Annotated in this window: 17 protein-coding genes; 9 read left to right on the top strand and 8 right to left on the bottom strand. The window is 72.3% G+C overall.

The features are described 5' to 3' along the window. Positions 1–37: 37 nt before the first annotated feature. The 3 genes from FHX71_RS01395 to FHX71_RS01385 all read right to left on the bottom strand — a co-directional run bounded on the left by FHX71_RS01395 (position 38) and on the right by FHX71_RS01385 (position 4,944). On the bottom strand, positions 38–1,279 hold the full coding sequence (locus FHX71_RS01395) for an LCP family protein (RefSeq protein WP_182614084.1): 1,242 nt from the start codon (positions 1,277–1,279) through the stop codon (positions 38–40). Positions 1,280–1,331: 52 nt separating this feature from the next. Continuing rightward, a complete protein-coding gene (locus tag FHX71_RS01390; RefSeq protein ID WP_182614083.1) occupies positions 1,332–3,599 on the bottom strand; it encodes an esterase-like activity of phytase family protein in 2,268 nt (755 codons plus the stop codon). A gap of 88 nt (positions 3,600–3,687) precedes the next feature. Next, the gene (locus tag FHX71_RS01385) at positions 3,688–4,944 is read right to left on the bottom strand and encodes a multidrug effflux MFS transporter (protein ID WP_312876884.1); all 1,257 of its coding nucleotides are present in this window, start codon (positions 4,942–4,944) and stop codon (positions 3,688–3,690) included. Between the two features lie 140 nt (positions 4,945–5,084). Here FHX71_RS01385 and FHX71_RS01380 point away from each other — a divergent pair, with 140 nt between their 5' ends. After that, positions 5,085–5,840, top strand: coding sequence for an SOS response-associated peptidase (locus FHX71_RS01380; protein WP_182614082.1), 756 nt, complete (start codon positions 5,085–5,087; stop codon positions 5,838–5,840). Between the two features lie 101 nt (positions 5,841–5,941). Then, positions 5,942–7,021 carry a PDDEXK nuclease domain-containing protein gene (locus tag FHX71_RS01375; protein ID WP_312876883.1) on the top strand — a complete coding sequence of 360 codons (1,080 nt, stop codon included), beginning with the start codon at positions 5,942–5,944 and terminating at the stop codon, positions 7,019–7,021. A gap of 99 nt (positions 7,022–7,120) precedes the next feature. On the opposite strand, the gene FHX71_RS01370 is transcribed toward FHX71_RS01375, so the two are convergent. Next, positions 7,121–7,792: an HAD family hydrolase gene (locus FHX71_RS01370; protein WP_182614080.1), complete on the bottom strand. Its 672-nt coding sequence runs from the start codon at positions 7,790–7,792 to the stop codon at positions 7,121–7,123. A gap of 176 nt (positions 7,793–7,968) precedes the next feature. Between FHX71_RS01370 and FHX71_RS01365 the strand changes: the two genes are divergently transcribed. Further along, complete coding sequence (locus tag FHX71_RS01365; RefSeq protein WP_246402115.1) at positions 7,969–9,663, top strand: lysyl oxidase family protein; 1,695 nt, start codon at positions 7,969–7,971, stop codon at positions 9,661–9,663. Between the two features lie 58 nt (positions 9,664–9,721). Continuing rightward, positions 9,722–10,522, top strand: a complete 801-nt coding sequence (locus FHX71_RS01360; RefSeq protein WP_182614079.1) for a crotonase/enoyl-CoA hydratase family protein — start codon at positions 9,722–9,724, stop codon at positions 10,520–10,522. A 52-nt stretch (positions 10,523–10,574) separates the two neighbouring features. On the opposite strand, the gene FHX71_RS01355 is transcribed toward FHX71_RS01360, so the two are convergent. The 3 genes from FHX71_RS01355 to FHX71_RS01345 form a co-directional block, all read right to left on the bottom strand. Beyond that, a complete protein-coding gene (locus tag FHX71_RS01355) occupies positions 10,575–11,642 on the bottom strand; it encodes an adenylate/guanylate cyclase domain-containing protein (protein WP_182614078.1) in 1,068 nt (355 codons plus the stop codon). A gap of 55 nt (positions 11,643–11,697) precedes the next feature. Beyond that, positions 11,698–11,994, bottom strand: a complete 297-nt coding sequence (locus tag FHX71_RS01350) for a hypothetical protein (protein WP_182614077.1) — start codon at positions 11,992–11,994, stop codon at positions 11,698–11,700. Positions 11,995–12,137: 143 nt separating this feature from the next. Then, the gene (locus tag FHX71_RS01345; RefSeq protein ID WP_182614076.1) at positions 12,138–12,998 is read right to left on the bottom strand and encodes a biotin--[acetyl-CoA-carboxylase] ligase; all 861 of its coding nucleotides are present in this window, start codon (positions 12,996–12,998) and stop codon (positions 12,138–12,140) included. Between the two features lie 120 nt (positions 12,999–13,118). On the opposite strand from FHX71_RS01345, the gene FHX71_RS01340 reads away from it, so the two are divergent. The 5 genes from FHX71_RS01340 to FHX71_RS01320 all read left to right on the top strand — a co-directional run bounded on the left by FHX71_RS01340 (position 13,119) and on the right by FHX71_RS01320 (position 18,205). Further along, complete coding sequence (locus FHX71_RS01340) at positions 13,119–14,717, top strand: acyl-CoA carboxylase subunit beta (protein ID WP_182614075.1); 1,599 nt, start codon at positions 13,119–13,121, stop codon at positions 14,715–14,717. Positions 14,718–14,760: 43 nt separating this feature from the next. Further along, a complete protein-coding gene (locus FHX71_RS01335; protein WP_182614074.1) occupies positions 14,761–15,288 on the top strand; it encodes a hypothetical protein in 528 nt (175 codons plus the stop codon). Beyond that, entirely contained in the window at positions 15,285–15,524 is a 240-nt protein-coding gene (locus FHX71_RS01330; RefSeq protein WP_182614073.1) for an acyl-CoA carboxylase epsilon subunit, read from the top strand. Before FHX71_RS01335 ends, FHX71_RS01330 begins: the two co-directional genes overlap by 4 nt. A gap of 53 nt (positions 15,525–15,577) precedes the next feature. Further along, the gene (locus FHX71_RS01325; protein ID WP_182614072.1) at positions 15,578–17,275 is read left to right on the top strand and encodes a DUF885 domain-containing protein; all 1,698 of its coding nucleotides are present in this window, start codon (positions 15,578–15,580) and stop codon (positions 17,273–17,275) included. 144 nt (positions 17,276–17,419) lie between these two features. After that, the gene (locus tag FHX71_RS01320) at positions 17,420–18,205 is read left to right on the top strand and encodes a Maf family protein (protein WP_182614071.1); all 786 of its coding nucleotides are present in this window, start codon (positions 17,420–17,422) and stop codon (positions 18,203–18,205) included. 72 nt (positions 18,206–18,277) lie between these two features. Here FHX71_RS01320 and FHX71_RS01315 read toward each other — a convergent pair whose 3' ends face one another. Continuing rightward, the gene (locus tag FHX71_RS01315) at positions 18,278–19,276 is read right to left on the bottom strand and encodes a type IV toxin-antitoxin system AbiEi family antitoxin domain-containing protein (RefSeq protein ID WP_182614070.1); all 999 of its coding nucleotides are present in this window, start codon (positions 19,274–19,276) and stop codon (positions 18,278–18,280) included. Positions 19,277–19,589 lie beyond the last annotated feature (313 nt).

Genomic DNA, 19,589 nt, shown 5'->3' with positions numbered 1-19,589 from the left:
GAAGCGTCCAGCCCGTGCCAGGGGCCCGGGCCGTGGTTCAGTCGGCGCAGACGCCCGGCAGCAGCGAGGGCGAGGGTGACGGGCTGGGGGTGTCCGACGGCGACGTCGCGCCGTCGGTCCCCCGGCTCGTGGCCTCGTCCGTGGCCTCGTCCGAGGCGCCGCCGGACGTCTCCCGGGACGGCTTGTCCGACGAGCCGCCGCCCGAACCCGAGGACTTGTGCCCGGGTGGCGGCTCGTCGGCCGCGAGGCGCTCCCAGATCGCCGCGGCGTCCTCGGTCCAGACCACCCGGTTGGGGTCGGTCGGGGCGGCGACCACGGGCAGCTCGGTGAACACGATCTCGGAGGGATCGATGTCGCGGATGCTGAAGGCGAGGCCCGCGAGCGCCGCGGGGTCGGCCAGCCCGGGGTCGGCAGAGATGGCGCGGAGCACCGCCTCGATGGTCCGGTACAGCCGCGGGGAGTTGGTCACGACGTTCTGGTCCAGGATCTGGCGGACGAGCGCGTCGACGAACGCCTGCTGCCGTTCGATCCGGGTGAGGTCGCTGCCCTGCTCCAGGCCCAGGCCGGTGCCGTGCCGGGCCCGGAGGAACCCGATGGCCTGGCGGCCGTCGAGGGTCTGCTCGCCGGCGGGCAGCTCGAAGCGGCCGTACGCCGGGTTCTGGACGAGCGGCTCGGGCAGGCACATGCGCACCCCGCCGAGCGCCTCGACGACCTCGACCACGCCGTCCATCTTGACGACCATGTGATTGGTGACGGGGACGCCCGTGAGGGTCTGCACGGCGGAGATGGTGCAGGCGGCGGCGTAGGTGAGGTCCTCCTCGGCGCCGCCGCCGATCGTGAACGCGCTGTTGAACATGCCGTAGGTGGCGCCGGACTCGCTGCCGTCGGGCAGCTTGCACGACGGGATGTCGACCAGCGAGTCGCGCGGGATCGAGACCACCTCCATGCGGGACCGGTCGCCCGAGACGTGCACCAGCATCGTGGTGTCCGACCGCATGCCGCCGTCGCCCTCGCCGGCGATCTTCGTGTTCTCGCCGCCGCGCAGGTCGGTGCCCATGACCAGGATGTTCAGGCTGCGGCCGGTGAAGGGGTCGTCGGGGTCGGCGGACGGCGTCGGCCCCTTGACGAGACCGGACACGTCGCTGACGCCGATCTGCTGCTTCAGGTCGAGATAGGCGGCGGCGCCGCCGGCTGCCACGAGGGCCAGCGCGCCGACGACGACGAGCGCCGCGGCGCGCGCGGCGCGATGACTGCGCTGGTGACGGAGGTGCCGGGGCACATAGGGAGCATAAGCATGTACCCCGGCACGGGGCCTGTTAAGTGGTCCGCGGTCAGCTCACCGCGGCGTCGCCGAGGTCCGGGTTGTCCGAGAAGAATCCGTCCAGACCGGCATCAAGGAACACCTCGATCTCACCCACCAGGTCACCGATCCCGTTCGGGTCTGCCGAGGAGCGGAACTCGGCGGCGAGGAACTGGTTCTCCCGGCGGAACGTCCAGGCGTGGACGTCCAGGCCCGCGCGGTGGGCGTCGCGGATCACGCTGCTGGGCGCGGCGAGCGTGCCGTCGGCGTTCCGCGGGATCAGCACGTTCTTCTCGGAGCCGATGCCGTCGGCGTAGGTCGCGATCTCGCGGAGCCCCTGGCGGGTGACGAGGTCGGCGTAGGTGCGCGGGTCGCCGTCGGCTACGAGGTCGTAGGGCGCGCCGCTGCTGCTGATGAGCTGGCCGAGCGGCACGTCGGTGAGCTCGTCGAGCTCCTGGAGGTTGCCGACCTCGAAGGACTGCACGATCACCGGGGCGTCCCGGCGGTCGAACCCGTTGCGGCGCAGCTCGGCCACCAGCGGCTCCTCCAGGGAGAGGCCCACGGAGTCGAAGTAGGTGGGGTGCTTGGTCTCCGGGTAGACGCCGACGGGCGCGCCGTCGCAGGTGCGGCTGTTGCGGGCCAGGTCGAGCACCTCGTCGAGCGTCGGGATCAGGTAGAGCCCGTCGAACGCGGTGTTCTGGGGCCGGACCTGCGGCAGTCGCTCCTTGGCGCGCAGGGTGCGCAGCTCGGCGAGCGTGAAGTCCTCGGTGAACCAGCCGGTGATCCGGGCGCCGTCGATCGTCTTGGTGGTGCGACGGCCGGCGAACTCGGCGTGGGTGGCGACGTCGGTGGTGCCGCTGATCTCGTTCTCGTGCCGGGCGACCAGCACGCCGTCCTTCGTGGAGACCACGTCGGGCTCGATGTAGTCGGCGCACTGGTTGATCGCGGTCTCGTACGCGGCGAGCGTGTGCTCGGGCCGGTAGCCCGAGGCCCCGCGGTGCCCGACGACGGTGACGCCGTCGTCGGCCACGCGCTTCTTCCTGAGGTCGACCAGGGCCATCTCGGTGTCGTCCGGGGTGCCCGTGACCCGCGCGTCGTTGCCGGGGTAGTTGTTGTCGTTGCCGATCAGGAGCGTGTCCTTGTCGACGAACAGGACGGTCTCGAAGGACTGCACGGGCAGGGCGAACGTCTCGCCGAGGCCGTAGCCCTCCCCCGCGTCGATGCCGCGCGGGTTGTCGATCCGCAGCGCGTCCACGACGAGCTCCTTGCGGACGAACCCGTCGCGGTCCGTGCGGCCCAGGTCGATCTCGTAGACGCGCTTGGTGACCGACTGGTCGCCCTCGAAGTCGTCGCGCTCGATGAGCAGCATCGAGTCGCGGCCGGTCGAGAAGGCGTCGCCGATGACGTTCGCCGTCTGGTCGGTCTGGTACGCCCAGCGCTTGCCGGTGTACTCGCCGCGGCGGGTGTCGAACTGGTAGATCCAGCGGCGGCGGGGGTCGGCGTCGTCGGCCAGGGCGCCCTCGACCACCGGGTAGAGGTAGCGTCCGCTGCCCGCCATGGCCTCGAAGCCGCGGCTGCTGCCCACGTTGGGCGTCTCGCCCGGCTCCAGGTACGGGTTGCCCGGCGACTTGCCGTCGGGGAACCCGTAGGGCGCCTCCAGCAGCGTGCCGTCGGCGTCGAAGTGCAGCAGGAACGGGCCGAACTCCTCGCCCACCCAGAACGTGCCGTCGGCGGCGCGGACGAGGGACTCGACGTCGAAGTCGGCACCGGTCAGCAGGCGGTCGGTGGTGTCCTCGTTGACGATGTCGAAGTCGAGCACGTGGTCGCGGTCGTTGTACTCGACGAAGTCGAGCACCTTGATCTCGCCGTTGCCCTTGCCGGAGTGCTTGCCGGACGGCTTGCCGCGGCCCGTGTCCCACTGGGGGCGCACCAGGTAGTTGCGCAGCAGGAAGTCGGCGGAGTTGCCCTTGGCCCCGAAGCCGTTGTCCGGCTGGGCCCAGAAGGTGCCGTCGTGGTTGTCGACCATGGCGGAGAAGCCGGGGATCACCTGGCCGTCCCAGGGTCCCTGCCGGCCGTTGCCGGGGCTGGCGGCCGCGCCCGACGGCGGGCCGTCCGCCAGGTAGTCGGCCGACAGGGTGGCGCGACCCGCCAGGGTCGCGGCGAGATGGGTGCCGCCGTGGTGCTCGGTCGCGGGTCCGGGCCGGGGCCCGGCGACGGCGACGGCCGCCGGCAGCAGCAACGACGTCGCTGCCGCGGCGGCCACCACGCGCGCGGCGCGGGTACGCAGGGGTGTGCTCATGGGAGCGAGCCAAGTGGGCGTACCCCACATCCCGGTGAATCCCGCACTACCTCTGGGTGAACTCTCCCGGCGGGCTCCCGGGCGGTTCTCAGACCGGCATGTGCCAGCCGCCGCGGCGGAACGCCGGGGTGGCGATCGCCAGGACGAGGATGGCGAGCGTGACCGCCGCGAGCATCACCAGGGCCATGGCCGTGGCGTCGCCGCCGAGGAACCCGCCGAGCGAGCTCACCGAGCCGGCGATCAGGGACTGGACGGCGCCGATCATCGCCGCCGCGGTGCCGGCGATCTCGCCGTGCCGGGACAGCGCCAGCGCGGACGCGTTGGCCGGGACGAGCCCCTGGAACGCGAGCACGCACCACAGGGCGACCAGCAGGCCGATCAGCCCGCCCGCCCCGGTCAGGACCACCACGAGCAGCACGACGACGAGGACCGCCTGGGCGACCACCCCGAACCGGAGCAGCCGGACCGGGGCGACCTTGCGCACGAGCGCCGCGTTGACCTGGGCCGACAGGACGAGCCCCACACCGTTGACCGCGAACAGCAGGGCGAACTGCCCCTCGCTCAGCCCGTACTCCTGCTGGAAGATGATGGGCGAGCCCACCACGTAGCTCATCAGCACGCCGAAGCCGAGGCCCGGGATCACCGCAAGGGCCATGAAGTGCCGGTCCCTGAGCAGCTTGCCGTAGCCGCCGGCGACCGCGCGGACGCCGCCGGTGAGCCGCTTGACCGGCGGGTGGGTCTCGGGCATCACCCGGAGCACCACGAGGGCCAGCGCGGCACCCATCACGGCCAGCACCACGAACACCCAGCGCCAGGGACCGTGCGCCAGCACGAAGGTGCCCAGCGTGGGCGCGAACATGGGCGCCACGCCGATCACGAGCATGAGGCGCGACAGGATGCGGGCTGCCTCGGCACCCACGAAGCGGTCGCGCACGATGGCGACCGAGGCCACGCCGGCCGCGGCGTTGAAGAAGCCCTGCGCGAGCCGCAGGACGATGAGCAGCGGCATGCTCGTGACGACGGCGCACAGCAGCGAGATGACGACGTGCAGCGCGAGGCCGACCAGCAGCGGGGCGCGGCGGCCGAACCGGTCCGAGAGCGGCCCGATGACGAGCTGGCCCACGCCACCGCCGATGAGCATGCAGGAGACCGTGAGCTGGGCCAGCGCCTCGGTGGAGTCGAGGTCCAGGGCCACCTGCGGGAGCGCGGGCAGGTACATGTCGACGGTGAAGGCGGGCAGGGCCGACAGGGCCCCGAGCATGAGGACCCACTTGACGGTGGACCGGGAGGAGGCTCGGCGCGCGGGCATGACTGGGGAGACGCCCGACGGCGCGGAGGGTGGCATGGGCGCCATGCTATCGAATCGATACGACGATGAGAAGAGTGATCTCGCTCTCCGGTCACGTGTTCGCCAGGAGTTCACCACCGGGAGGCGACCCTTCTCCTGCTCCCGCGAGTGTCAGTGGCTCGGGGCATGCTGGTCCCATGTGCGGACGCTTCGCCTCCTTCACCCAGACCCAGGACCTCGCCGACGAGCTCGCGATCGCCGAGATCGCCGAGGACGCGCGGCTCCTGCCGCCGTCGTGGAACGTGGCGCCGACCGACCCGGTGCGGATCGTCGTCGAGCGGGCGGCCAAGGGCTCCGCGGAGGTGAGCCGGTCGCTGCGGCTCGCCCGCTGGGGGCTCGTGCCGTCCTGGTCCAAGGACCCGAGCGGGGGCGCGCGGATGATCAACGCGCGCTCGGAGTCGCTGGTCGACAAGCCTGCGTTCGCCAAGCCCTTCAAGGCGCGGCGCTGCCTCGTACTGGCAGACGGCTACTACGAGTGGCGCAAGCTGTCGCTGCCCGCCTCGGGTTCGAAGAAGGTGCCGAAGCAGCCCTACTGGATCCACCCCGCCGGCCCCGGTGTCGCGGCGTTCGCCGGCCTGTACGAGTTCTGGCGCAACCCGGCGGCGAGCGAGTCCGACCCGGACCGCTGGCTGGTGTCGACCACGGTCGTGACCCGGCCGGCGTCGGACGACATGGCGGCGATCCACGACCGGATGCCGCTCGTGCTGCCGCCCGAGGCCTGGAACCGGTGGCTGGACCCCACCGTGGGCGACGCCACCGACCTGCTGGAGATCGACAACCTGCCGCTGGCCACGCTGCCGGTGGGCGACGCCGTCGGCTCGGTGCAGAACGACGGCCCGTCGCTCATCGAGGCGGACCCGGAGCCCCGAGACCCGGAGCCGGTCCGGGTCTGAGAAGGCCACGCCCGCACGGCCAACCAGCCAGTTGAGCTTTTTTCGTTGCGTATACGCAACTAGACTGGCGGATGCCATGATTCCTCTACACGCTGGTGCCCGTGACTATCGACACCAGCAGCTCCCCAGCGCCCAACGGGTACGGAGAGTTCATCGCGGACCTGAAACGACGGGTCCGCACCACCCAGTACCGCGCGGTGCGCGCGGCCAACACAGAAGTGCTGCGGCTGTACTGGTCGGTGGGGCGCGACATCCTCGACCGCCAGCGGAACGAGGGCTGGGGCACGAAGATCGTGGACCAGATCTCTGCGGACATGCGACGCGAGTTCCCTGGTCAGCGGGGTTGGTCGCGGTCCAACATCAAGAACATGCGACGCTTCGCGGAGGTGTGGCCCGCCTCGGAACCAATTGGCCAACAGGCTGTTGGCCAATTGCCTTGGGGCCACGTCGTCACCCTCATCGAGCGTCTCGGCACCGCCGACGAACGCGAGTGGTACGCCGCCAAGGCAGTCCAGAACGGCTGGTCCCGCGCGAGCCTCGAGTTCGAGATCAAGACCGACCTGAGGAAGCGCCTCGGCTCCGCACCGTCGAACTTCGCGACGACGCTCGACGCCGTCGACTCCGACCTCGCCCAGCAGGCCGTCAAGGACTCCTACGTCTTCGAGCACCTCGACCCGGACGAGCACGTCGCCGAACGCGACCGTGAGCGCGTGCTGATCGACCGCATCCAGGACACCCTGCTGGAGCTCGGGCGTGACATGGCATTCGTCGGCCGCCAGTACCGGATCGAGGTCGGCGGCGACGAGTTCTTCGTGGACCTGCTCTTCTTCCACGTGACACAGCTGCGCTACGTGGTCGTCGAGCTCAAGGTGGGCAAGTTCCAGCCCGCTCACATGGGCCAGATCGGCACCTACGTGGCGATGGTCGACGGCGAGGTCCGGGACCCGGACCTGCACGCCAAGACGGTCGGAATCCTGCTGTGCACCGAGCGCAACGACGCGACGCTCGACTACGCACTCGCCGGCACGGCGTCGCCCGTGGCGGTCGCGCTCTACGAGGGCCTGACGCCCGCGGAGCGCGCCGCGCTCCCGAGCCCCGGCGAGCTCGAGGCGGTCATCGAGGAGGAGATCCAGGCACAGGGTCCGGCCGCAGCACCAGCCCCGGACCAGGTGCCTGTCTGATCCACGCGACCGCGGCACCACGCAGTTCGGCAGTTGGCCTTGAGATCGGCCCAGTGATGGGCCGATCTCAAGGCCAACTGCCGAACTCGGTGGGTGCGGTCAGGCCGCCAGCGGGACCTCGTCGAGGGTCCGAATGCGGTCCTCGACCTCCGGGTACCGGTCGTACCGGTCCAGCAGCACCGCGGCGAGCCCGGCGTCGAGCGGCCCCTGGAAGTCCTTCTCGACGTCGTTGCCCACCATCAGCACGTCGCCCGGCGCCGCCCCGAGCACCTCGCACGTCACGGCGTAGGCGCGCGGGTCGGGCTTGCCCGCGGGCAGGTCGTCCGAGGCGACGACGACGTCGACGTGCGCGGCCAGGCCCGTCCGGTCGAGCTTGAGCCGCTGGTGGACGGCGTCGCCGTTGGTGAGCAGCGCGACGACGAGGCCGGCGTCCCGCACCCGGCGCAGGGCCGGGACGGCGTCGTCGAAGGCCGCCCAGGCCTGCTGGTAGCGGGAGAGGTAGCCGGAGAACAGCTCGTCCGCCTCGTCGTCGGTGGCGTCGGCCCCCAGGAACTCGCGCACGCGGACGCGGCGCTGCTCCAGGAAGGTGATCTCGCGCCGCTGGTACCTGGCGTAGGCCTCCTCGGCGATGCCGCCCCACGCCGTGACCAGCTCGTCGGGGTCGTCATGGTCCAGACCCAGCTCGGGCAGCCAGTCCAGCAGAGCCGTCCGAGAGGCGCCCTCCTGGTCCACGAGTGTGTCGTCGAGATCGAAGAGAACGACTTTCAGCACGCTCGCATCGTGTCATACGCGAGTCGGCAGGCCGCCTGACCTGCACCCTGACCTGCACCCTGACCGGCACCGGAAAAAATCCAGGGGGTGAACTGTGCATCAGCACACAACGAAAACGGCCGGGTGACCGTCCTTAGCCGTGACAGGTCTCTGTCACCACTCCAGCTGGGGGATCCATGACCGCACTCCGCTTGACCCGTCCTGCATCGCGCCTGCTCACCATGGGCGTGGCAGCCGTGCTGGCCATCGGCCTGCTCGGCGAGGGCGGCGCGACCGACGCCGCGAGCGCAGCCATCACGCCCGAGTCCGCCGCGGCGGCCGCCCCGACCGCGGCGAAGAAGCCCGGCCTGCGGTTCGCCCCGGCCTCGCGCACCGTCCAGGCGTACGCGTACGACAACTACGTGTACCTGGACTCGGCGGTCTGGCTGGCCGCGTACGGCGAGACCCACGAGTTCTGGGCCAAGCGGTCCAAGCCGTCCAGCCCGGTCTCGCTGACCAGGACGGTGATCCGCGACGGCGAGCGCACCACCACCAAGGCCCCCAAGGCGATCGTCGACGGGCTCAACGGCTTCAAGAACGGGCTCACGGTCCGCGTGCGGACGCCCAAGGGCAAGGTCCTGGCCAAGGAGACCCGCAGCCTGTGCCTGGGCGGGTCCGACCGTCAGCGCGTGGAGCCGACGGGCCGGACCGAGCCGGTCTACCCGTCGTTCTGCGGCGGGAGCTGGTTCACGGACGCCACCGTGACCGGGGTGGAGCAGGGCTGGGCCACCAAGCTCGACGCGTTCTTCGAGGTCGAGACCAAGCAGAAGAACCTCGTGATGACCGTGATCATCAGCGACCCGGTCGCCGACTTCCTCGGCCTGCCGGCCAAGGGCCGCGCGGTGACGCAGCGGGTCCAGGTCGTCGACGAGTGCGAGGTCTGGGACTGCGGTGAGGTCGCGGAGCAGCTCATGGGCGCGCCCGCCGAGGGCTTCAGCTCGCTGCAGGACGGCGACGCGGCGACCGCCCGGGCCGAGAGCCTGCGGACGCAGAGCGGCCACGCGGGTCACGGCGGCAGCACGGCCTCCGAGCACCGCACCAACCTCTTCACGCTGGGCGACGCGGAGCACGGGGCCGACCACCCGGCGCTCGGGCAGTCGGGGTCCACGCCGTCGAACCGGACGCCCGACAAGGACACGCTCCCCGACCTCATCTCCGCCCCGGCCTGGCAGATCGGTACCGAGGTGGACGAGTCCGGCACCGACCGGCTCACCTTCAACGCCAACGAGTGGAACGCCGGTCCCGCGCCGCTGGTCGTCGAGGGCTACCGCCGCGGCTCCGGCGAGCTGATGGACGCCTACCAGTTCTTCTACCGGGACGGCAAGGAGGTCGGCAGCACCAAGACCGGCACGATGGAGTACCACCAGGCGCCCGAGCACAACCACTGGCACTTCCTGGACTTCGCGAGCTACGAGCTGGTGACGACCAAGGGCAAGCCGGTGACGCCGTCGGGCAAGCAGTCCTGGTGCCTGGCGCCGACCGACCCGGTCGACCTCTCGGTGCCCGGCGCCGTGTGGCGCCCCGAGGCCACCGGCCTCGACAGCACCTGCGGCGACCAGTCCGCCCTGTGGCTGCGTGAGGTCCTGCCCGCCGGCTGGGGCGACACCTACAACCAGACGCAGACGCAGGCGTTCGACCTGACGAAGGTCAAGAACGGCACCTACCAGATCAAGATCACCGTGAACCCGAACGGCGCCCTGCACGAGCGGACGACGTCGAACAACGTCAGCTACCGGACCGTGGTGCTGGGCGGCAAGCCCGGCAAGCGCACCGTGAAGGTGCCGCCGTACGAGGGTGTGAACACGGAGGTCGTGGCCACGCCGGTGCGGTGACGTCCCCCGGGGCGCGGCCCGCGTACCGCCGTCGGAGGCGGTGCGTAGGCTGCGCCCCATGAACGCCAGCAGCACGACGCCGGGCGGCCCGTCCGGGAGCGGCATCGCCTGCACGCTCTCGGACGGGATCGCCGACGTCCGCCTCGACCGGCCCGACAAGCTCAACGCGCTGTCGCTGGGCATGCTGGGCGAGCTCCGGGCCACCGCACGCCGCCTCCGGCACGAGCCGGGGCTGCGTGCGGTCGTGCTGTCCGGCAACGGTCGCTCGTTCTGCGCGGGGCTGGACCTCGGCTCGGCGGCGCGGAACCCGGCCGCCGTGGCCCGGGCGTTCGTCCCGACGCCGCGCGGCACCAACCTGTTCCAGGAGGCGTGCTGGGCGTGGCGGCGCCTGCCGGTGCCGGTGATCGCGGCCGTGCACGGGCACGTGATCGGCGCGGGCGTGCAGATCGCGCTGGCCGCCGACCTGCGCCTGACCGCCCCCGACGCCCGCTGGTCCGTCAAGGAGGTCGAGCGCGGCCTCGTCCCCGACATGTCGGGCATCCGCGCGCTGACCCAGCTCGTCGGCATCGAGACGGCCAAGCGCCTCACCTTCACCGCCGAGGAGTTCACCGGGGCCGACGCCGGCCGGCTCGGCCTGGCCGGTACGGTCACCGACACTCCCCTGGACGAGGCGTTCGCCCTGGCCGGCCGCATCGCGGAGCGGCGACCCGAGGCCGTGGCCGCGGCGAAGCGGCTGTTCGACCGGCGGTGGTCGTCGGGCGACCGGCGCACCTTCGCGGCCGAGCGCCGCGAGCAGCTCCGGCTGCTGCCAGGCGCGATGCGGGCGCTCCAGCGGATGCGCGGCGGCGACGCGGGCTGAGGGCGGGGACGCCGTCGGCGAGCCGCCGGCCCGCGGACCCCAGGGCCCGGCGTCAGCCCCGGTACGCCCGCTGGAGCCGCACCGGCGCGAGCGGGCCGATGCCCGGCACGTCCCGCTCGGGCTGCGCGGTGAGCGCGTAGCGCGAGCTCGTCGCCAGCATCGCGGCGGTGTCCTTGTCGACCAGCACGGTCGAGGGGTCGGACTGCTCGGTGAGGCGTGAGGCGAGGTTGACCGTCGGGCCGAAGATGTCGCCGAACCGGGACAGCACGCGCCCCCAGACGAGGCCCACGCGCACGGGGATCTCGGGGTCGCCGGGCGCCGCGGTCCCGAGCGCCACCCCGGACGTCTCGGCCAGGCCGAGGGCGACCTCCGCGCCGGTGGAGACGTCGTCGGTCACGAAGAGGACGGCGTCGCCGATGGTCTTCACGACGCGGCCGCCCGCGTTGACGATGACGTCGCGCGCGCCGGCCTCGAACCGCTGCACGAACTCCGCCAGCTCCTCCGAGCCGAGGCCCGCCGTCCGCTTGGTGAAGGAGACGATGTCGGCGAACCCGACCGCCCGCAGCAGCGGGAGCTGGTGGCCGTCGTTGCTCTCGTCGCCCCGCGCCCCGGCGAACTCGATGGCGGTACGCCCCGTGAGCGCCGCGAGCTGACGCCGCCAGGCGTGCTCGAGCTGGCGGCTGAGCATCTCGGACATCTCCGGGAGCTTGTCCAGGGCGAGCAGCCGGGCCGACGTCTCGTCCAGCTCGTAGCGCCGGGCGAGGTGCTCGACGAGCGCCTCGACCTGCCACAGCGCCAGCCGCTCGGTGGTGTGCCCGACCGACCGGATGAAGGTCATCTGGGCGCGCTCGTCCATCTGCTCCGCCTCGAACAGGCCCGCCGCGTCCTTGAGCGCCTCGACGTCGGCGTCGGTGAACCAGGTCTCGGTCGGGTGGGTGACGGGCAGACCGATCCAGCGCCAGTACCGGGTCACGAACTGCTTGTCGAGCCCCGTGAGCTCCACGACCTGCGACAGGGTGTAGCGGCGCGCGCCGCCCAGCAGCGTCTCGTCCAGGCGGGCAGCGGTGTCTGCCCCCGGGGTCTCGTGGTTCGCGGGGGACGTCTCGGAGTTGTGGAGCACGTCACCACTGTAGGCGGGCGCACCTCATGCAACGGCATGCATCGGTGTGCGCCGCTCAGCCCCAGAGCGTCAGGACGAGCGGGATGCCCATGAGGACCAGCAGCATGCCGACCACGGTCACCACGTTCCACAGGCTCAGCCGGACGCCGGGCACGCCGTCGTCCCGGTAGAGCAGCACCCAGACGACCAGCAGCCAGGCGACCCCGGCCGCGATGAGGCCCGTCGTCGGCGTGCCCTCGGTCTGGACGATGCCGCGGTCCAGCCGGACCGTGCTGATCAGGTACACCGTGACCACGGCCGCGGCGCACACGACCCCCTTGGCCACACCGACCGTGGCTCGTCCTGCCTCCATGGCGTCTCCTGACCGTCACCGCCCGTGCTGCCCGTCGTCGCTTGTGGCGGAGATTACCGCAGGTCAGGTGTCGCGCGGCAGGGGCTGCCGACGAGTTCACCCGGATCGGCGGGCCGGTTCACCCGGTCCTGCCCGGCGCCCGGCTACCGCAGGTGCCAGACGTCGCCCGCGGTCACCGTGCGCTCCTCGCCCGCGTCCGTGCGGATCGTCAGCGCCCCGGCCTCGTCGAGGCCCACGGCCTCGCCGACCACCTCGCCGGCGCCCCCGGCGAGCTCGGCCCGCACGCGCGTCCCGAGCGTCGCGGAGACGGCGCGGTACTCGTCCAGCAGCCCGGCCGCGGTGACGTCGCCGTCGGCCTCCTCCCAGCGGCGGACGACGGCGTGCAGCTCGCCCAGCATGTGCACCAGCACGTCGGTGCGGTCGGGCCGGGGGTGGCCCGCGAGCGCCAGCGACGTCGCCGTCGGCACGGGCAGCTCCTCGGCGGACTGGGAGACGTTGAGCCCGATCCCGAGCACGACGGCGGGGGCGGCGGGCCCGGCCCCCGTCGCGCCGGCCGATCCGGCGCCCGGCGCCTCCGGCACCACCTCGGCCAGGATGCCGGCGACCTTGCGGTACGGGCCCAGGCCTTCGACGGCGTCAGCGGCGGGCAGGAGCACGTCGTTGGGCCACTTCACGGCGGCGGTGACCCCGCCGTCGGACACGGCGCGGACCACGGCGAGGCCCGCCAGGAGCGGGAGCCAGCCCAGGATCTCGGCCGGGACGCGCGGCCGGAGCAGCACGGAGACGGTGAGGCTCGCGCGCGGCGGCGTCTCCCACGTCCGTCCGGCGCGGCCGCGTCCGGCGGTCTGCTCCTCCGCGACCAGGGCCGACGGCGCGGGCCAGGCGGCCGGGTCGGCGCGGACGGCGGCGGCGAGCTCGGCGTTGGTGGAGGGCGACGTCTCGACCACGTCGACCCGGGCGAACCCGGGGACGGTCAGGCGGTCGAGGGACAGGGAGGGGTGCACCTCCTCATCCTCTCTCCGGGGCCGCGCGGCCGCCCTTGGAGGAAACCCACAAGCCGGCGGGGCGACCCGCTGAGGTCTTCCGCATCGAGCCGGAGGCATCCGACAACTACGCTCTAAGGCGTGAACGACTCCACCACGACACTCGCCGGCACGCGCGCCAAGCTCGACGACCTCGACGCCCGCCGGGCCGCCGCCATCGACAAGCCGGAGGAGACGGCCCAGGAGAAGCAGCACAAGCGGGGCAAGAAGACCGCCCGCGAGCGGATCGACGCGCTGCTGGACGAGGGCAGCTTCACCGAGCTGGACGCGCTGGCCAAGCACCGCAGCCGCAACTTCGGGCTGGACAAGAAGCGGATCGCCGGCGACGGCGTCGTGACCGGGTACGGCACGATCGACGGCCGCCAGGTCTGCGTCTACTCGCAGGACTTCACGGTCTTCGGCGGCAGCCTCGGCGAGGTGCACGGCCAGAAGATCACCAAGGTGCAGGACCTCGCGCTGCGCACCGGTGTGCCGCTGATCGGCATCAGCGACGGCGGTGGCGCGCGCATCCAGGAGGGTGTCGCGGCGCTGACGCAGTTCGCGGAGATGTTCCGGCGCAACGTGGCGGCGTCGGGCGTCATCCCGCAGATCTCGCTCATCCTCGGCCCGAGCGCGGGCGGCGCGGTGTACTCCCCCGCCCTGACCGACTTCATCGTGATGGCCGACCAGACGTCCAACATGTTCATCACCGGCCCGGACGTCATCCGCACCGTGACGGGCGAGGACGTCGACTTCGAGACCCTGGGCGGCGCCCGCACGCACAACTCGAAGTCGGGCGTGGCGCACTACATGGGCAGCGACGAGGACGACGCGATCGACTACGTGCGCCACCTGGTGAGCTATCTGCCGCAGAACAACCTGTCGGACGCGCCGTCGTTCCCGCCCGAGGACGAGACCGTCCTCGAGGTCACGGCCGACGACGAGGCTCTCGACGAGCTGATCCCGGACAGCGACAACCAGCCGTACGACATGTGCGAGGCCGTCGAGGCGGTGCTGGACCCGGAGTCGTTCCTGGAGGTCCAGCCGATGTTCGCGACCAACGTGCTGGTCGGCTTCGGGCACGTGGAGGGGCAGTCGGTCGGCATCATTGCCAACCAGCCCCAGTCCATGGCGGGCACGCTCGACATCGACGCCGCCGAGAAGGCCGCGCGGTTCGTGCGCACCTGCGACGCGTTCAACATCCCCGTGCTGACGTTCGTGGACGTGCCGGGCTTCCTGCCCGGCGTCGGCCAGGAGCACCAGGGCATCATCCGCCGCGGCGCCAAGCTGATCTACGCGTACGCCGAGGCCACGGTCCCGCTGGTCACGATCATCACGCGCAAGGCGTACGGCGGCGCGTACATCGTCATGGGCTCCAAGCAGCTCGGCGCCGACGTGAACCTGGCCTGGCCGACGGCGCAGATCGCCGTGATGGGCGCGAGCGGTGCCGTGAACATCCTGCAGCGCGGCGCGCTGAGGACGGTCCAGGAGGCGGGCGGCGACGTCGAGGCCGAGCGCGCCCGGCTGACCGGCGAGTACGAGGACGCCATCGTCAACCCGTGGGACGCCGCCGAGCGCGGGTACGTGGACGCGGTCATCCGCCCGTCCGAGACCCGGGTGCAGGTCGTGCGTGCCCTGCGCGCGCTGCGCACCAAGCGATCTACGCTTCCTCCGAAGAAGCACGGCAACATCCCGCTGTGACCTGGTTCGCTGGTCGAGCCTGCCGAGACCTGGAGGAGACTGCATGAGCCACGAGGACGCCACCCACGGCCCGGCGCCGATGGGCCGCGTCGACACGGAGCCGATGCACCGCGCCGTCGACGCCCTGGCGGCCGCGCTGCACGACTACGTGGGGACCGCCGTCGGGGTGCGCGCCGAGTTCGGCGCCGCCGAGGCCGACGAGGACCCGCGCGTGCTGGCCCTCGAGTCGAAGGTGGGGCACCTGAACGCGTCCCTGTTCGACGTGCTGCACGGCGCCCTGGGCATGCACCCGGACCTCACCTCGTCGGTGTGGGAGCCGGAGCACGAGGGCGAGGAGGACGAGATCCTCGAGTCCGAGACGCCGGAGGAGGGCGAGTCGTTCTACCTCGGCTTCGTCGTGGGCGCGCGGGGCGGCGACGCGTCGCTCGACGGCGTGATCGACCTGCTCGACGCCGCCGGCGAGTCCGTCGCCACGCAGCTCACCGAGGGCGGTTACGACATCGCGGAGTGGGCCGCCTCGCGCGGCGAGGCCCCCGGCTTCGGCTTCTACGAGGAAGAGGACGACGAGTGAGCTCCCAGGTACGCGTCGTCCGCGGCGAGCCCGACGACGTCGAGGTGGCCGCGCTCGTGGCCGGCCTCGCGGCGGTCGCGGCCGCCGGGACGGAGCCCGAGGACGCCGCGCCGCTCGACGAGTGGACCAACCGTTCCCGCGCGCTGCGCGGGAACGGTGCGGCCACGGCCAACAACTTCGGTGGACGCGCCGGGCGGCACAACGCGGACTCGTGGCGGTGGAGCCTGCGGTCCTGACCGCCGGGAATTGTGACTGCGAGTGAGGGAACGCGCACCGTACGCTCCCCCTCATGACCTCTCCCACGCGGCCCTCCACCCCGATCGACGCCGTCGCCGACGCCTACGTCACCCGCCTCACCGAGCTCTCACCCCTGTCCGCGACGGCCTGGGGCCTGCCGGGGCACGATCACGAGATCGACGACCTCTCCCCGGCCGGCCACGACGCCGTCGCCCAGGCCGGGCGTGAGGTGCTGGCGAACCTCGACGGCCTGGAGCCCGCCGACGACGTCGACCGCGTCACCCTGTCCGCGATGCGCGAGCGGATCGGGCTCGACCTGGAGCTGCACGACGCCGGCGAGGGCCTGCGCGACCTGAACAACATCGCCTCGCCCGTACAGGGCCTGCGCGACGTCTTCGACATCATGGCCACCGACTCGGTCGAGGCCTGGGAGAACATCGCCTCCCGCCTGAACGGCCTGCCCGGCGCCGTCGACGGGTACGTCGAGTCGCTGACGGAGGCCGCCTCCCGGGGCGACGTCGCGGCGATCCGCCAGGTGCGCGAGTGCGTGGACCAGGCCCGCGAGCTCGCCGGGTCGGACTCCTTCTTCACCTCCTTCACGCGCGGCCCCGCCGTCGACGCGGTGCTGGACGACTCCGCGGCGTGCAGCCTGGTCCGCAAGGAGCTGGAGCACGGCGCCACGGCCGCCCGCGAGGCCTACGGCAGGCTCGCGGACTTCCTGGAGCGCGACCTCGCGCCGCGAGCGCCCGAGGCCGACGCCGTGGGCCGTGACCGCTACGCCCTGTTCTCGCGCCACTTCCTGGGCGCGCAGGTGGACCTCGACGAGACGTACCGGTGGGGCCTGGAGGAGCTCGCGTCCATCGTGGCCGAGCAGGAGCAGGTCGCCGCCCAGATCGCCGGCCCGGGCGCCACGGTCGAGGAGGCGGTGGCCGTGCTCGACGCCGACCCCGCGCGCAAGCTCCTCGGCACCGCCGCTCTCAAGACCTGGATGCAGGAGACGTCGGACGCCGCGATCACCGCACTGAACGGCACGCACTTCGACGTGCCCGAGCCCGTGCTCGACCTGGAGTGCATGATCGCGCCGACCCAGTCGGGCGGCATCTACTACACCCCGCCGAGCGACGACTGGTCGCGACCGGGCCGGATGTGGTGGGCCGTGCCCGCCGGCGTCACCGAGTTCAACACCTGGCGCGAGAAGACGACCGTCTACCACGAGGGCGTCCCCGGCCATCACCTGCAGTGCGGCCAGGCGGTGTTCGCCCGCGAGACGCTGAACACCTGGCGCCGGCTGGCCTGCTGGGTGTCCGGCCACGGCGAGGGCTGGGCGCTGTACGCGGAGCGCCTCATGGCCGACCTCGGCTACATGGACGACCCGGGCGACCGCCTCGGCATGCTCGACGCGCAGCGCCTGCGGGCGGCCCGCGTCGTGTTCGACATCGGCGTGCACCTCGGCCTGAAGGCCCCCGAGGAGTGGGGCGGCGGCACCTGGACCGCCGAGAAGGGCTGGCCGTTCCTGCTGGCCAACGTGAACATGCCCGAGCAGTTCGTCCGGTTCGAGTTCAACCGGTACCTCGGCTGGCCGGGCCAGGCGCCGTCGTACAAGGTGGGGCAGCGCCTCTGGGAGCAGACGCGCGACGCCGCCAAGGCGGCCGTGCCGGCGGGCCAGGAGTTCGACGCCAAGGCCTTCCACGCCCGGGCGCTGAACCTCGGCTCCGTGGGCCTGGACACCCTGCGCGAGGCGCTGTCCTGACGGCACGTGTCAGACGTACAGGTCCCTCGGGTGACCTGTACGTCTGACACGTGGGCGGCGCACCGGGCGAAGTGACGTGGGTCACTCGGCGTGGATACCGGAAATCCCGTTTGCTCCGGCCGCATTCTCGTTACTGTGTCGCGCGTGCCCCGCCTGGTCCTCGCCTCCCAGTCCCCCGCTCGACTCGCGACGCTGCAGTCCGCAGGAGTCACGCCGGAAGTCGTCGTGTCCGGCGTGGACGAGGACAAGGTCCTCGCCGACGCCACCGAGCGCTTCGGCGAGCTCGACCCCGCCGACGCCGTGCTCGTCCTGGCCCAGGCCAAGGCCGAGGAGGTCGCGTCCCGGCTGGAGGAGTCGTGGGCCGACGCCGAGGCGCCGGCCGGGCCTTCCGACGGTGAGCCTTCCGATCGTGGGCCTGGTGACGCCGGGCCTGCCGACGGCGACGGGCCCTCCGACGTCGAGCAGGCGGACGCCGATCAGGCGGACGTGGACTCCGCGCCCGTCGACGTGATCGTCGTCGGCTGCGACTCGATGCTCGAGATCGACGGCGCCATCGTCGGCAAGCCGGCCGACGCCGCAACCGCGCGCGAGCGCTGGCGCGCCATGCGCGGGAGCAAGGGCGTGCTGCATACGGGCCACTGGGTGGTCGACCTGCGCGACGACGCCGCGGGCGGCACCGGCGGCACCCTCGGCTCCACCAGCTCGACCACGGTCTGGTTCGCCGACATCGACGACGACGAGATCGACGCCTACGTCGCGACCGACGAGCCGCTGCACGTGGCCGGCGCGTTCACGATCGACGGCCTCGGCGGCCCGTACGTCGAGCGCATCGAGGGCGACCACCACGGCGTCGTCGGCATCAGCCTCCCCCTGCTCCGCGAGCTCCTGGCAGAGCTCAACGTCCCCTGGCGCCACCTCCGCAAGGCGTAGCAGTCGAGCGCGGATCGAGTGAGCGCCGATCGGGTTGCACTCTGAGCGCCCATTCCGCCACTGCACCCGCGTTCACCTGTCGAGCTCGACCTGCCCCCGCAGCAGAGCAGCAGCCGGGGTCCAGCGCAGGGCCGTCAGACGGGCCGCGACGTCCGGACCGATGCCCTCGTCGCTCAGGGCCTCGGCCGCCGGGTAGCGGAGGACGACCAGACGGTCCGTGCCGACCAGGCCGTTCTGCCGCACGGAGTCGTCGGCAAGCATCTCCTGGCCCGAGTGGTACGCGCGCCCGTCGATCTCGACCACCAGGTACCGCCCGCCCGGCAGCCGCCAGACCAGATCGACCCGCGCCAGAAGGACACCGGCAAGAGTGAAGGTCACCTGCTGACCGTCGGGCGGGACGCCGTGGTCCAGGCACGAGAGCCGGGCAGCCGTCTCGGCGGGTGACTCGTCCAGCCCGGACGCCAGGGGGAACCAGTCGAGGGCCCGCACCGAGCCGCGCCGGCGTCGCATCATGTCGCGCACCTGGTCGAGCGCCGACACGTCAAGGAAGCCCTGGTGCAGCACGCTGCCGAGCACCGCCACGCCTCCACCCCGTGCCAGACCCGGGAGCGCCTGCGCCAGCGCCGGGACCAGGGCCGCGATCCGCCTGCCCCGGTACCGCACCGTCGGGAAGGACCGGTAGCGGCGCAGGACGACCTCGGACCCGAGCTTCGCCGCCGTGCCGTCGGGTCGTGCCACCTCCGGCACGAGCCGCGCAGGCAGACCGGCCACGCGGTGGAGCGCGAGCGCACAGGCCCCGACGGCGATCCCTCCCGGGACCGCGAGCATCCCGGCCCACGCGGCCCGGCGGCGGACGTGCTCGAAGTAGTCGTCCCGCCGACGCCGCTCGACGGGATCGGGGTCCGTGTCGTAGACGCACCGGGTCACGCGAGACCAGGCGCCGGCCTTGATCAGCCGCCCGACGGCGTACTTGTCCAGCCCCGCGGCGTCGCACTGGGCCTTGTTCACCAGCCCCTCCTGCGTGGCGGCGTCCGACAGCAGACGCGGCGGGATCTTCCGTGGTGGTCGCATGCTGCCGATCCCACACCGACCACCGGCCCCACGACGGCCGGCTGAACCACCCTGTGCACAACCACCCGAAACGACCCCCTGTGGTCGCGCTCGCCCCGTTCCCCCGGCTCACGCGAGGCCCCGCCCCCACAAGACTGATCTCACGCTGGAGCAGATGAACGCGGGCTGGGTTGCACTCTGGGCGCTCATTCCGCAACTACCGCCGCGGTCACTCCCACAGGCCCACCCCGGCGCGCGCAAGCCGGCGGCGTTTACCCGATACCCACAAGGCCGGGCGGCTCAGTGGACTGCACAGTGCCGACGCCATGTGTGG

The organism is Promicromonospora sukumoe (assembly GCF_014137995.1).
GTDB classification, from domain to species: domain Bacteria; phylum Actinomycetota; class Actinomycetes; order Actinomycetales; family Cellulomonadaceae; genus Promicromonospora; species Promicromonospora sukumoe.
Note: the sequence above shows the minus strand (reverse complement) of the source record. Positions and strands in the feature narration are given on the sequence as shown.